Here is a 13,010-nt window from a genome sequence, read left to right as displayed (position 1 = left end):
TCGTGGTAGTCAGGATCATGTCTAGCGCGACGACAAATCTTCCGGACGATCCAGCCTTTCTCAAGGCAATGATTGCCGCTTTGCAGGCGGAAAACGCGAAGATGTCGGCCACATTGCAAGCGCATGATCAGTTAATCCAAACGCTGCGGCTGCGCATTGCCAAGCTGAAGAAACAGGTCTTCGGCAAGTCCTCCGAAAAGATTGAGCGTGAAATCGAGCAGTTGGAACTAGCGCTTGAGGATCTGTTGATCGCCGCCGCTGAAGGCAGTACGGCGCCAATCGATGAACCTGATGAGGCGGCGTCTGTTGTTCCCTTGGCGGATACATCTGAAAAGATCATGCGCCGGCGCCCACGCGTCTCGGACAAGGCGGTTCGCGAGCGCCGAGAGCTCGATCCTGGCTCCTGCTGCCCGGAATGCGGAGGTGAATTGCGTCTTGTCGGTGAGGACGTCAGCGAAATCCTCGACATGATCGCCGCGCAGATGAAAGTCATCGAAGTTTCTCGACTGAAGAAGTCCTGCCGCTGCTGCGAGAAAATGGTGCAGGTGGCAGCACCCAGCCGCCCGATACCGGGCAGCATGGCCGGCGCTGGCCTCTTGGCGTACATTCTGGTCTCGAAGTTCGACGACCATTTGCCACTGTACCGTCTGAACGAGATCTTCGCCCGCATGGGCGCCGACATTCCCGACAGCACGATGGTTGATTGGTGTGGTCGCGCCATGCAGGTGCTTCAGCCTCTCATCGAGCGGATCGAAACGGCGATTATGGCAAGTGACCTCCTTCATGCCGACGACACCCCGATCCGAGTGCTGGATCGCTCGCTGCGAGACAAGGGGTTGGGCAAGGGTGTGAAGAAGGGCAGGATCTGGACGTATGTCCGCGATCAGCGTCCATGGGTGGGGACTTCCCCGCCCGGTGCAGTCTACTATTTTGCTCCTGACTGGAAAGAAGAGCACGTCCACCGCCACCTCAAGCAATCAAGCGGCATCCTTCAGGCTGACGGCTACAAAGGATATGGCAAGCTATACTCGCCTGGAGAGAATGGAACATCTCGCTTCAAGGAAGCCGCCTGCTGGGCTCATTGGCGACGAGACTTCCACGATATCTGGACATCAAACAAGTCCGAGATCGCGCGAGAGGCTCTCGATCGCATCGGAGCGCTTTACGACATCGAGCGTGGCATCAATGGGCAGCCTCCTGAGATCCGGCTTGCCGCGCGTCAGACCCAGAGCAAGCCTAAGGTCGATGCATTCCGCCACTGGGCTGAAGCTCAACTCACGCGCATTCCGGGCAAAAGCGATCTGGCGACAGCTTTCCGCTACGGATTGAGCCGATGGTCTTCGCTCTGTCTGTTCCTCGAAGACGGTCGCGTTGCGATCGACAACAATGCCGCCGAGCGGGCACTGCGGCCGATAGGCGTGGGAAGACGGAACTGGCTCTTCGCGGGAGCCGATACGGGAGCGGCGACCTTGGCACGCGCCATGACGATCATCGAGACGGCAAAGATGAATGGTCTTGACCCGCAAGCCTATCTGACTGACGTGCTCGATCGCATCCACGATCACAAGATCAATCGACTCGACGAACTCCTTCCGTGGAACTGGTCGACGATCACCGCAATCGACGCAAAGGCAGCCTGATGGCGACAGTCACCTACGTCCGTACGATCAAATTTGTTGCCGAAATTCTCGAAGAGGACCCGGAACTTCTTCAGGCAATCGTCTCCAACGATGATAATCTGAGCTACGGCAGCATCATCTCCGTGTACACCGGAGACGACGAATCCGTGACCGCACTGACGGACGACGGCATGGACGAATTGGAGCAGATGCTCAAAGACGCCCGCCGCTCACCCCAAGAATGGAACGACTTCCTCGACAGCTTTGTTGACGACGAGCTGCTCGTCGCTCGCATCAAAGCAAAATCGCCGCGGTAGCAATCGGGCGGTTACGAGAAAGCGGAGGGTCGGGAGAGGCCAATTGACGGTTCGACAGAAAGAAAGCGGCGGTCCGCAGGCCGTCCTTGGGCTCTTTGCGGTTCTTGTTCAAAGAGTGAAAGCGCGCTTACGTGATGTTACAAAATTGACACGGAAGGCAGATCCCATTGAAGAAAAATAGTCCGACGATTATCCGGGCCGCCGAAAGCGGCAACGACCCGGATAGACTAGCGCACTTCCTTTCGACTTCGGCATCGTCGGTGACGGTCGAGCCCTTGGATCAAGGAAAGCTGTCTTTTCGTTGTGACATGGTCAGCCTTGGACCGATGACTCTGATAAAAGCCGCCTATGAAGGGCGCATGCGCAACACCAGACATGCGGAGGGGGATAAACTGCTTGTCGTTCTCCCGGACGAAGGCACTGCAAATATACGGGGTCTTTCCGAGGACTTCGCATCAGCTCCGGGAAAAGGAGTTATAATTGACGCGGTGCATAATAGAGGCTTTGACATCGCCGAGCGGCGCAGGCACCTGACCGTAGCTGTCGATCGAACCGAAATGCAACGTCGGCTTTCTGTCATCCTGGAGACATCAGTGGGAGACAATTTCGCGTTTCATCCCGAGATCGACCTAAGCAATGGTGCCGGGTGTCTGCTCGGCCAATTGGCCAATTTCATCTTCGAGGGTGGGTCAAATATTGCGTCGCTGCCACCAAGCGTGTTCGCCAACCTCTCGGACGCATTCTTCAACCTCGCGCTCGGCTCGCTACAACACTCCTTCTCCGATCGATTGCATGCCGGGGGGGCGACCGCGTCACCTCGCCAAGTAAAAAGGGCAATCGAGTTTATGCGCGCTCACCTGCACGAGGTCCTTACTTTGGAGCAAATCGTGCAGGCATCAGGGGGCAGCACGCGTGCATTACAACTAGGTTTCCAACAATTTAAGTTCACGAGTCCAATGCGTTATCTTAAGGATCTCCGACTGGAAGCCGTTCACAAAGAACTCCTGACGGGTGACAATGTGAGAACGATTGCTCAGGTTGCCCAAACGTGGCAATTTTTCCAATTGGGTCGTTTCGCAGCAGACTATCATTCCCGATTTGGCGAATTGCCTTCTCAAACCTTTTCCAAGAGAGGCTAGCGCATCGATCCGAAAATCGGCATCGATTTTCGGAAAACGCGATGCGAGGATTGAAAGAGTTGGAACGTCCTTTGTTTGTCCGAAAGGACGCACGGCGCTCTAAGGACATTTCGGGAGCGTGGGCGATCCCCTCACGTCTGGTTTTACGAGATCGCTTTCAAGGTGAACCGGCCCGCCATGTCGGCCTGATCAAGCATCACCCAACCGGCCTGCATTATCTCTCGAGTGAGCTGCCTTTGTCCCGTTTAAGATTGTGATCTCTTCCCGGTCAGTGACGAGCGCTCGAAGCGCCGACTGCACAAGTTTCTGCGCTTCAAGTTCTACGCAAAGAGTTATTTGAGGGATTAGTTGTCGCGCTGGTCCAGCTGTTCACTCGCGTATGACGAAACGAGCGCAACGCATGTCTATTCGACAGACGCAGGCTCTGTCCGCTAAGCGCATCTTTCGTTTCAATCATAGATTCTGCGCGCAGTCGTTAACCGTGAGGAGCGAGTTAATCGGCTTTCGTTCGAGATCACCAGCGGCGGTGCCACCACCTTGAGAGAACCCGCAGCGGAAGCGAACTGCAAAAGCATAGAGAGGCTAGATCGTGCAAAGACCGAGTATCAAAGTGGCCATGGTTGGCATCTTCTTCTTATTAGGATGTCTCGTCGCGGCATTCGGATACGCCGCCATCAGCGGCATGCGGATACTCAACGAGCAGACCGAGGAGTTTAGCGAGAGCTACCTTCCAAGTGTGCATCAGGCTCATCAAATTGCTCAGGCGAGATTCGAGCTAGGCATCTTGGCGGCCAACCATCTGTTGCAGGCAACGCAAGACCAGAAGAAATTTGCTGAAATGCTTGTCTCCTCCCAGAAGACGAAACTGAACGAAGAGATCAAGGCATACGAGCCCCTGATTACGACGCCGCACGAGAGAGAAATCTTTGAAAAAATGCAAGCAGTCGCGAAGGACTATGACAAACCTCTGCGGGAAATGATGGATTATTCTTATGAAGGCAACGGACAAGCCGCCACAGGCGTCTTTGCGACCGATGTTAAGAATATCGCTGATAAAATGACTGCGTTAGCCAATGATCTGGTGAAATCCGCCATGGAAAGAGGTCAGCAGGCTCACCAGACCAGCCTTCAGGTTTATGGCTCGACCCTGAATTTCACTTTCATCATTCTTTTGGTCAGCCTGATCTTGGTCGCAGCCGCCGCGGCTTTTGCCGTGTACGCCATCGCCGACCCGGCCACGAAGATAACGGCCGCGATGCGCAAGCTCGCATCCGGCGACACCAGCGTGAAGATTCCCTTCGCGGGGCGCGCCGACGAGATTGGCGCCATGGCCGCGGCGGTCGAAGTATTCCGCCAGGCCGCGATCACCAATGCTCGCTTGGAAGAAGAAGCTGAGACTGGCCGCAATCTCCAGGAAGCAAATCGCATCGCTGTTCAGCAGTCGGCCGAAGCGGCAGCCAATGAACGTCTCAGGGCGGCAACTTCGGGCATTGGCGGGGGCTTAAAGCGGTTGGCCGCGGGGGATCTCGCCTTCCAGTTGGAGGAAGCATTCGCTCCTGATTTCGAGCCGTTGCGTCACGATTTCAATCAATCGGTGCAGCAGCTCGGGACCGCTCTTTCAGCAATCGTAGACAGCATTTCAACGATGGATAGCGGGACGTCCGAAATTGCGTCAGGCGCTCATGATCTCGCAAAAAGAACCGAACAACAGGCCGCCTCCTTGGAAGAGACCGCAGCAGCCCTGGATGAGATCACGGTCAACGTCGGCTCATCTGCCAAGCTCACGGAGGAAGCACGTCGGGTCGCAACGCAAGCCAATCACAGCGCTGCGAAATCTGCCGAGGTCGTCTCCGACGCCGAGGATGCCATGCGTCGGATCGAGGAAAGCTCGCAACAGATCTCCAACATAATTGGGGTGATCGACGAAATCGCGTTCCAAACGAACCTACTGGCGCTCAACGCCGGCGTGGAAGCCGCGCGCGCGGGCGATGCGGGGAAGGGGTTTGCGGTGGTTGCACAAGAGGTGCGAGAACTCGCCCAGCGCGCTGCACGAGCCGCCAAGGAGATCAAAGGCCTGATTCAGAATTCGTCCACGGAAGTTCAAAGCGGCGTTAAACTCGTCCGCGATACGCGTCAGTCGCTTGACTCGATCGGCGGGCTCATCGGCCAGATCAATACTCATATGGACGCAATCACTGTCGCGGCAAAGGAGCAATCCGTCGGGCTGTCTGAGGTCAACACCGCGGTTAATACGATGGATCAGGTGACGCAGCAGAACGCCGCCATGGTGGAAGAGTCCACAGCAGCTGCCGCTACTCTTGCCCAGGAATCAGCGAAGCTGAAGCAACTGGTCGCGCCCTTCAAGGTCGCTGCGGTTATTCGGCAGGGGTCAACGGGTCCGCGCGTCTATGTTGCGGAGGCGCGGAGCCCGCAGGTTGATTCTCCCGCCAGAGTGTTGGGAAGCAGGGTCGCGAAGGCATTCGGAGGTGGGAGCCAAGCGTCAAGCGTGGCATTGAACGACTGGCAAGAGTTCTGACGTTTGCCTCGTTTCGCGATGGTTGCGGTGCTTCCATCGCGAAAGTGTTTCTTTGAACCGCTCCATAAACACCACCAAATCAGGCCCGATGCCTTGCTGGTATCGATCGTTTGAGCATTGAGCATTGCGACGCGGACACGCTCTATTCCTTCGAATTGCGCATATTGCTTTCCGAAGTCGATTCGATTTTCGGTGTCATGGGCTGGAAAACATCAGCCGACGGGTAGACAAAAAGAACGCGCCGCTGAGAAGCGGCGCTTGGCATTGAGGATATCGGGAGATCAGCCGGCGGTGCAGAAGTGGCTGCGGCCGTCATTGCCGATATAGGTGCCGCTGCGCGGATCGAAGGAGCGGTAGCGGTAGGAGCAGTAACGCTGCCATTGCGGCGACCAGGGCTCTACCGCCGTGCGGACCGGCGCGTAATATTCCGGCTGATCGACATAGACGCGGCGCGGCGCGCGATAGACCGGAGCGGGCTCGTAGTAATCCGGCTCGTAGGCTGGGTCGATGTAACGGCGCTCTTCGTAAACCGGACCGTTATTGGCATTGGCGATGGCCGAACCGACGATCAGCCCGGTGGCAAGGCCGACGGCGCCGCCGACCCACGCATCGTTGTTGCCGTGATTGCCATGGCGCCAGTGGCGGTCGCGGGCCGACGCTTCACCGATGGCGGAAAGCGTGAGTGCGGCAGCGGTTGCCGTCAGCAGAAGGGTCTTGGCGAGCCTGTTCATCATCATAATCCTAATCCCGGGAACCGAACGCCGGTTCCTTTCTCGATGGTCACAGTCGTAGAGATTTGTAGCTGAACCAAGGCTGAACGACAAAACCCGGCATTGCTGCCGGGCTTCAACTCGAATTCGCCAGCCTTGTTAAGGGTTCAGCCCGCAATCTGCAGATTGACGGCCTTCGGGCCCTTGCCGCGGCGATCCGGCTCCGTGTCGAAGCTTACCTTCTGGTTTTCCGTCAGACCGGCCAGGCCGGAGGCCTGAACGGCAGAAATGTGAACGAAGATATCGGCGCCGCCCCGGTCCGGCTTGATGAAGCCGAAGCCTTTGTCGGTATTGAAGAATTTTACAGTGCCAGTCTCTGCCATGCCTCAGGTCCTTTTCTCTCTGCCCGCCATCCACACGGGCAGCATCATAGCATTGCCCTCCTTGCGGGAGGTGTTGGCAGGCAATTCTTGAAATTTGAGAAAAAGGTCCCCTCTACCTCGACCTGTTCCAGGCAGGACTTTCGCCCGCCATTTTCGGAACCGGCTGACCGGGATATTAGCGTTCCCGGCGCGCAAATACTTAAGGACTTCCCATGCTCGCAAAATGCCCGAACACGCTGAGAGTGCTGCGTTTAAAGGACTTTGGCAAGCAAAAGTTTTTTAACGTGTCGTTCCTGGCACATCCCTGCCGATATCCAATTTGCGCAAAAACGCAAAATTTCCTTCGCCGATAGGGAATGATTAACGTTTTATATTGTCTGCAATATAAATTCCGAGCAGATTTTCCCAAAAATGCAACGTGAACGCGTCTCCCGCATCCGATAATTTTTTTTCCGATGTGTGACTCACCCATATTTGGACGCGTGTTCACGTGGCTGGCAGGCGTCGGCGGGTCAATCCGGGCACGAGCTCGACCACAAGCATAGAGATAAACATTAGTGCGCAACCTGCATAACCTGTTACCGGTATCGTCTCGCCGAGCAGAAGTGCGGCAAGCGAGGCACCGAAGAGTGCTTCGGAAGAAAGAAAGATCGCGGCTTGCGAGGGCGTGGTGTAGCGCTGGCCGATCACCTGCAGCACGAAAGCCACGCCCGAGGAGAAGATGCCGACATAAAGGATCTCCGGCGCAGCGGCCCGTATCGCCGAAAGGCTGACAGGTTCGACGGCTGCGGCAACGGCCAGCGCACAGACTGCGGTGACGGCAAATTGCGTGGCGGAGAGCGCAAGCGGCCTTCCTGTCTCCGAAACGGTGGTGCCGGCAAGGGTGATCTGGATCGCCCAGAAGACGGCACAGACGACGGTCAGCAGATCGCCAGGTGTCAGCGCCGAGAGATGGCCGCCGGACAGGAGATAGATGCCGCTGACCGCCATCAGCGCCCCCGGCCAGATGATCCAATGCGGGGCACGGCGAAGGAAGAAGACGGCGATAACAGGTACGAAGACGACATAGAGGCCGGTGATGAAGCTGGAATTCGTCACCGTCGTCGTCTGCAGGCCGACCTGTTGCGTGGCTGCGCCGCCGAAAAGGGCAAGGCCGATCAGGATATAGAGCTTGGCATGGCGTGCGCTGGTCTTTTCCTTTGCCTTGCGCGCTTCAAAAAGGACGAAGGGCAGTACGGCCAGCGTGGCGACGGCAAACCGCAGGCCGATGAACCAGAAGGGGCCGATCGCCTTCATCGCCGTCGACTGCGCGACGAAGCCGCCGCCCCAGATGGCGGCTGCAAGCAATAGGAGGAGGTTCGCCTGAACGCGCGTCATGTCGTCCTCGAGGGGAAGGGAGATGTGCCCAAGCGGTTAGCAGTTGCGTTTCCTTTCGGCAAGGGTGAAGACTTCGTGCCGGTTGACGGAGGTGAAGACATGCGAGGCGAAGAACGGAAGCCGGCCGGCGGTGCGGTGGCGCCTGGGACGGTAGGCTATTCCGGCACGCCGCTCGCCAGGAAACTCGGTCTTGCAGAGGGGCAGGCAGCCGCACTTCTCGGTATTCCCGAAACGATCGGCGACATCAATGGTTTCGACGGTTTTGCTTCGGTCGTCCACACGCTTCCCGAGATGCCTCACCGTGCATTCGACTATGTGCATCTGTTTACGACAGAACGGGCGGCACTGGAGGCCATCGCGCCCGCGCTTTTTCTCGTCCTCAGACCGGACGGGATGGTCTGGATATCCTGGCCGAAGAAGAGTTCACGGGTTTCGACCGATATCACCGAGGACGTGCTGCGGGAGGTTCTGCTCCCAACTGGCCTGGTCGACGTCAAGGTCTGCGCCGTCGACGAGATCTGGTCTGGGTTGAAATTCGTCATCCGCAAGGAACTGCGCGGCTCGCTATGACGTCTCAGCCGTTGCGGGCTTGCGCTCGGGATATCCTGAGCAGCGCGCCGTTGTCCTCATCCGTCACCATCAGCAGGGCGCCGTCGGGGGCGACGACGACGTCGCGGATGCGGCCGTATTCGCCCTCGAACAGGCGCTCTTCGGTGACGAAGGCGCCGCCGTCGTCGCGCTGCATGCGCGAGAGCAGTTGGAACTTCAGCGCCGCGACGAGGAAATTGCCGTCCCATTCCGGGAACATGGCGCCACGATAGACGACGAGGGCGCCTGGTGCGATCGAAGGATCCCAGTAATGGAGCGGCTGTTCCAGCCCGTCCTTGGCGGTGCCTTCACCGATCTCGGCACCCGAATAGTCGCGGCCATAGGTGATGATCGGCCAGCCGTAATTCTTGCCGGCCTCGGGCTGGTTGATCTCGTCGCCGCCGCGCGCACCGTGTTCGACGGTATAGAGCTTGCCATCTTTGGCGTCGAAGGTGATGCCCTGCGGGTTGCGGTGACCTTTCGACCAGATTTCCGGCAGCGCCTTGCCGCCTTCCTTGAATGGATTGTCGGCAGGAATGCTGCCATCGGCGTTGATGTGGATGATCGAGCCGGCATCGTCCTGCCAGTCTTGCGAGCGGTCGCGGTTGCCGCGATCGCCGACGCTGATGAACAGCGTACCGTCTGAGGCAATCGCGATGCGCGAGCCGTACTGGATATTGCCCGACGTGAAGCGCCGCATGCTGAAGATAGGCCTCACGGCGTCGAGTGTCTTCTCGTTAGTGGAAAGCGCGGCGCTGAAGGCTTCGGTGCCGGAGCCCTGGCTGTTGGCGATGGCGGCGGTGAAATAGAGCTTGCGAGATTTCGCAAAGTCCGGCGCGAGCGCCACGTCCATCAGGCCGCCCTGACCACGAGCGCTGACCTTGGGTACGCCGCCGATCGGCTCGGAAACCTTGCCGTCGCGGACGATGCGCATGCGGCCCGGCCGCTCGGTGACGAGATAGGCCCCGTCGGGCAACACTTCGACCGCCCAGGGATGTTGGAGGCCGTCGGCGAGCTTGTCGACACGGACCGCGAGATCCTGCGTGTTGACGATGTCGGCCGCATCCGCGGACATGGCGCCGAACAGGACCAGCGCTGAGGCGAAATGGAAGGCGGATATTCTCTTCATCTTGCTCCCCGTCGTTTCTCCATGTGGAACGTGGAGCGTGCAGGGAAGGGCTTCAACCCTCATTCGACCTGCAATAACGGCTTTGTGTTTACCGGTTGAACCGAGCCCGTCGCCTGGTCGTCGACCAATTCTGCCTCAAGGATGTAGCGTAGCGGCCCGCGTTCGGTGGCATTGAAGGGCCAGCAGGTGGTCAGCACCAGGCGGTGGCCATCGGAGGAGGGATCGATGCCGTTGGCATCCCACGGGGCGATGCGGCCCTCGCCGGCCTTGAAGGTCAATAGTTTTCCGTCGCGGCGGGTGACCTCGATCGTATCGCCGGGCTTTATGTATTGCAGCCAGCGGAAATGCGTGTCGCGATGGGCGGCAATGACGGAGGTGCCTTCCTCGCCGGGCTGCGGCGTGTTGACGAGCCAGGCCGGACCGAAGGCCAGAGCCTCGCCAGAGGCGCCGGAGAGCACGATCGCCTCCTTGCCGAGGCGCGGCGCGCGCACCTTGGCCTCCGTGGTGAAATCCGCCCAGGGCCAGGGTTTTGTCTCCTTCCCCTGCAACTCCGCGGCGAAGGCGCGTTTCAGCAGGATCTGGGAGAGCTCCGCTTTCGCCTTCAGCAGGAAACCGTCGCCGATCAGTGCCAAGCCATAGAAGGCAAGGCCGGCGATGGCAAAGGCGATCGTCTTTTCGATCGAGGAAAGACGCCAGAGGAAGAACCCCTTCCGCCGGCGAGGCTTCGGCCTGTCATAGGCCGTGGCGGCGGCCATGGCGAGTTCCAGATAGGTCGGAAGCGGCTCGAATTCTGCCGCCTCCTCGTTCTGGCTTGCAGAGAGCCTAGAGACCATCGCGCTCGGCTCCGACCGTGATAATGCGCTTGAGGCGCCGCCGCCAGACGGCCAGCCCGCTTGCCGCCGTCAGCGCCAGGAGCAGCATGGTAAGCCCGCGGATGATCTGCTCGTCGGCGCGCGTCGCCGTCTGCGGCAGGTTCACGGTCGAGCTCTTCTGCGCGATCATGGTGGCCGCCTTGGCAGTCGGGGCTGCGGCCATCATGTTTGCGATCTCAGGCGATGCGACAAGTGCCTGTGTTTCGGCCTGCTCCGGTCCGGCGTTTCCAGCCGGCGTAGCCGAGCCATGGCGTTCCGCGCCGCCAAGAGGGGCAGCGTTTTCGCCGGAGACTTTATCGAAGTCCCAACCATCCGGCAGGTTGAGCGGCAGCTTGGCCGAGCCGAGCGGCTGATCGGCCGGGCGCGACGGAGTGACATCGACGGCGACCAGGCTGGTGACGCGGGAGACGAGGTGATGGGCGAGCGCCACCGTCTCGATATCCTTGTCGAGCGCGGCCGGATCCTGACGCTCATAGGCGCGGGCCTCGAAATCGTCGATCTTGCGGCGCGCCCAGAGCTTGGAAATGCCGCTGCCGTCGGCGGCGTTGGCGATATCCATCTCGACGCGCCAGGGCTGGTCGCCTGTCTTGCCGATGATCTGCAGCTTGCCGGCATTGTTCTCGGGCAACTGCGCGGTCAGCACGACGGGCTCACCGCTATAGAGGTCCGGCATCGGGTTCGGCGTGATATCTTCGGCTTTGATGCCTTCGAAGGTGGCAGCGATATCGGTCATGGCTGGGTTCTGCAGCTTGGCGAAAAGCTCGCCCATGCGGCTTGCCACCTGATCGGTCGAGCCGATCGCCGTGAAGGTGCCGCGGCCCATCTCGGCGGCCTTGGTCATGAAATAGGTGTTCGGCGCCGAACCGATGCCGACGGTGAAGACCCGGGCATCGCCGCGATTTGCGGTGATTTCCTGGAAAAGCTGCTGTTCGTTGCCGATCGCGCCATCGGTCAGGAACACGACCTGGCGCAGCGCTCCGCTTGCGACCGGTCCCTGGTTGCGCAGCGCAGCCTGCAAGGCAGGCAGCATTTCCGTGCCGCCGTCGGCGGTCAGGCCTCTGACATAGCCGATCGCCTTTTCGCGATTGTCAGGGGTGGCAGTGACGAGACCCTTGAAATAGTCAGTCATCGTATCGTCGAAACGGATGACGTTGAAGCGGTCGTCGGGGTTCAGCTTGGAGATGGCAAGCGCCAGGCTCTGGCGGGCCTGCTCGATCGACGGGCCGGACATGGAGCCGGAATTGTCGATGACAAAGACCACCTCGCGTTTTGCCGGCGGCGCTGCCGTGTCCGGGGCCGTGGGCGGGGTGACGAAGGCAAGCAGATAGGTCTTACCATCAATCACTTCGCGGAAGAGGCCGGCACTCGGCATCTTGCCGGCGGCGGCCTTCCAGGTGAGCTCGAAATCCTTGTCGGCGGGAACGGTGTCCGCCTTCAGGCTGATCGTCCTCGCCTGGTCGCCATCCTGGCTGATATCGACCGCATGGAAGGACGATTTGACATCGCCGAGCGGGAAACCAGCCCGGAGGTCGACGGTCAGCGAAACCGGATTGATCCTGGCGTTCTCACGCGGATCAAGCACGGGGGCAGCGATCTTGTCGCGGTTTTCCACCGGGTCGCGCGGCGTGGCAAAACCGGCGCCGTTGTTGAACTCGACAGTCTGGACGATCGGCGCCGGATTGTACCGCGGGGCGACGACCATCGGGAAGCGCAGCGAGAACTCGCCACCCGACTGGTGGATGGTCTGCTGGTATTCGATCTGGACGACGATGGTTTCGCCGGGACCGATATTGGCGACCTGGTTGGTGAAGATGTTCGGCCGCTGCTGTTCGAGCAACGCCGTCTTTTTGCCTTCGGCCTTGGCCTGCTCGTAGATCTCGCGGGCTTCCTGGCGGGGCTTGATTTGGCCTTCGATGAAACGTTCGCCGATCTGCATTTTCAGCGCGTCAACGGCGGAATTGTCCGGCAGCGGAAAGACGTAGGTGCCTTCGACCCAACCCTGGCTCGGATTCTGGAAGCGCTGCGTCACCTTCACCCTGGCGATCGGGCCGGAGACATCGATGGCGACATCGGTCTTCAGCCGCGGCGCTTCGACATAGAAGCCAGGCTCCTTCGACGGAAAGAGCAGCGAGCCGCTATTGACGTCGTTCGGCCGGACAAGCGCTGCGAGCTGTGCGGATGCCTGCGGCTCGGCGGCGCGGGCGGCGGAGGCAAGCGCCAGCATCGCGGCGATGCAGGCTGCAAAGGCGGTGACGGCAACAAGGACTGAAACGGAAATTCGGCGCGCACGAATGCGCCCTATGATAAACTCATCTTCCAGAAACATTGGCATACCCTCAA

The 13,010-nt window shown here is 59.5% G+C and carries 11 protein-coding genes; 5 read left to right on the top strand and 6 right to left on the bottom strand.

The genetic code is table 11. From position 1 onward, the window contains the following. The first annotated feature begins 17 nt into the window (after positions 1-17). The 4 genes from tnpC (at position 18) to AC245Y_RS15630 (ending at position 5,611) form a co-directional block, all read left to right on the top strand. Positions 18-1,640 carry an IS66 family transposase gene (tnpC, locus tag AC245Y_RS15645; protein WP_017994802.1) on the top strand — a complete coding sequence of 541 codons (1,623 nt, stop codon included), beginning with the start codon at positions 18-20 and terminating at the stop codon, positions 1,638-1,640. Then, a complete protein-coding gene (locus AC245Y_RS15640) occupies positions 1,640-1,936 on the top strand; it encodes a hypothetical protein (RefSeq protein ID WP_003554972.1) in 297 nt (98 codons plus the stop codon). Before tnpC ends, AC245Y_RS15640 begins: the two co-directional genes overlap by 1 nt. A gap of 167 nt (positions 1,937-2,103) precedes the next feature. Beyond that, positions 2,104-3,075 (top strand): AraC family transcriptional regulator, encoded by a 972-nt coding sequence (locus AC245Y_RS15635; RefSeq protein ID WP_080635459.1) that lies wholly within the window; start codon positions 2,104-2,106, stop codon positions 3,073-3,075. A 616-nt stretch (positions 3,076-3,691) separates the two neighbouring features. Further along, positions 3,692-5,611, top strand: a complete 1,920-nt coding sequence (locus AC245Y_RS15630; protein ID WP_017994800.1) for a HAMP domain-containing methyl-accepting chemotaxis protein — start codon at positions 3,692-3,694, stop codon at positions 5,609-5,611. A 281-nt stretch (positions 5,612-5,892) separates the two neighbouring features. Here the strand turns inward: AC245Y_RS15630 and AC245Y_RS15625 are convergent, their stop codons facing one another. From AC245Y_RS15625 to AC245Y_RS15615, 3 genes are all read right to left on the bottom strand, one after another. Next, positions 5,893-6,348, bottom strand: coding sequence for a BA14K family protein (locus tag AC245Y_RS15625; protein ID WP_017994798.1), 456 nt, complete (start codon positions 6,346-6,348; stop codon positions 5,893-5,895). Positions 6,349-6,488: 140 nt separating this feature from the next. Further along, positions 6,489-6,704, bottom strand: a complete 216-nt coding sequence (locus AC245Y_RS15620; protein WP_003561293.1) for a cold-shock protein — start codon at positions 6,702-6,704, stop codon at positions 6,489-6,491. A gap of 486 nt (positions 6,705-7,190) precedes the next feature. After that, on the bottom strand, positions 7,191-8,081 hold the full coding sequence (locus AC245Y_RS15615) for a DMT family transporter (protein WP_017994797.1): 891 nt from the start codon (positions 8,079-8,081) through the stop codon (positions 7,191-7,193). A gap of 99 nt (positions 8,082-8,180) precedes the next feature. Here AC245Y_RS15615 and AC245Y_RS15610 point away from each other — a divergent pair, with 99 nt between their 5' ends. Next, positions 8,181-8,651, top strand: a complete 471-nt coding sequence (locus tag AC245Y_RS15610) for a hypothetical protein (protein ID WP_012758423.1) — start codon at positions 8,181-8,183, stop codon at positions 8,649-8,651. A 4-nt stretch (positions 8,652-8,655) separates the two neighbouring features. Here AC245Y_RS15610 and AC245Y_RS15605 read toward each other — a convergent pair whose 3' ends face one another. From AC245Y_RS15605 to AC245Y_RS15595, 3 genes are read right to left on the bottom strand one after another with little or no spacing between them, the layout of a single operon-like run. Beyond that, positions 8,656-9,798 carry a PQQ-dependent sugar dehydrogenase gene (locus AC245Y_RS15605; RefSeq protein WP_017994796.1) on the bottom strand — a complete coding sequence of 381 codons (1,143 nt, stop codon included), beginning with the start codon at positions 9,796-9,798 and terminating at the stop codon, positions 8,656-8,658. Between the two features lie 59 nt (positions 9,799-9,857). Beyond that, positions 9,858-10,631, bottom strand: coding sequence for a class GN sortase (locus tag AC245Y_RS15600; protein ID WP_012758421.1), 774 nt, complete (start codon positions 10,629-10,631; stop codon positions 9,858-9,860). Then, positions 10,621-12,996: a marine proteobacterial sortase target protein gene (locus AC245Y_RS15595; RefSeq protein ID WP_026157433.1), complete on the bottom strand. Its 2,376-nt coding sequence runs from the start codon at positions 12,994-12,996 to the stop codon at positions 10,621-10,623. Before AC245Y_RS15595 ends, AC245Y_RS15600 begins: the two co-directional genes overlap by 11 nt. Positions 12,997-13,010: the final 14 nt, after the last annotated feature.

This window comes from Rhizobium sp. SRDI943, from assembly GCF_057653695.1.
The sequence above is the reverse complement of the archived record's forward strand: the minus strand, read 5'-3'. Positions and strand labels throughout refer to the sequence as shown.

Coding starts and splice junctions, on each gene's coding strand:
- AC245Y_RS15595 (WP_026157433.1), bottom strand. CDS start 12,996: ATGTTTCTGGAAGATGAGTTTATCATAGGGCGCATTCGTGCGCGCCGA.
- tnpC (WP_017994802.1), top strand. CDS start 18: ATGTCTAGCGCGACGACAAATCTTCCGGACGATCCAGCCTTTCTCAAG.
- AC245Y_RS15625 (WP_017994798.1), bottom strand. CDS start 6,348: ATGATGATGAACAGGCTCGCCAAGACCCTTCTGCTGACGGCAACCGCT.
- AC245Y_RS15620 (WP_003561293.1), bottom strand. CDS start 6,704: ATGGCAGAGACTGGCACTGTAAAATTCTTCAATACCGACAAAGGCTTC.
- AC245Y_RS15600 (WP_012758421.1), bottom strand. CDS start 10,631: ATGGTCTCTAGGCTCTCTGCAAGCCAGAACGAGGAGGCGGCAGAATTC.
- AC245Y_RS15605 (WP_017994796.1), bottom strand. CDS start 9,798: ATGAAGAGAATATCCGCCTTCCATTTCGCCTCAGCGCTGGTCCTGTTC.
- AC245Y_RS15630 (WP_017994800.1), top strand. CDS start 3,692: ATGGTTGGCATCTTCTTCTTATTAGGATGTCTCGTCGCGGCATTCGGA.
- AC245Y_RS15610 (WP_012758423.1), top strand. CDS start 8,181: ATGCGAGGCGAAGAACGGAAGCCGGCCGGCGGTGCGGTGGCGCCTGGG.
- AC245Y_RS15640 (WP_003554972.1), top strand. CDS start 1,640: ATGGCGACAGTCACCTACGTCCGTACGATCAAATTTGTTGCCGAAATT.
- AC245Y_RS15615 (WP_017994797.1), bottom strand. CDS start 8,081: ATGACGCGCGTTCAGGCGAACCTCCTCCTATTGCTTGCAGCCGCCATC.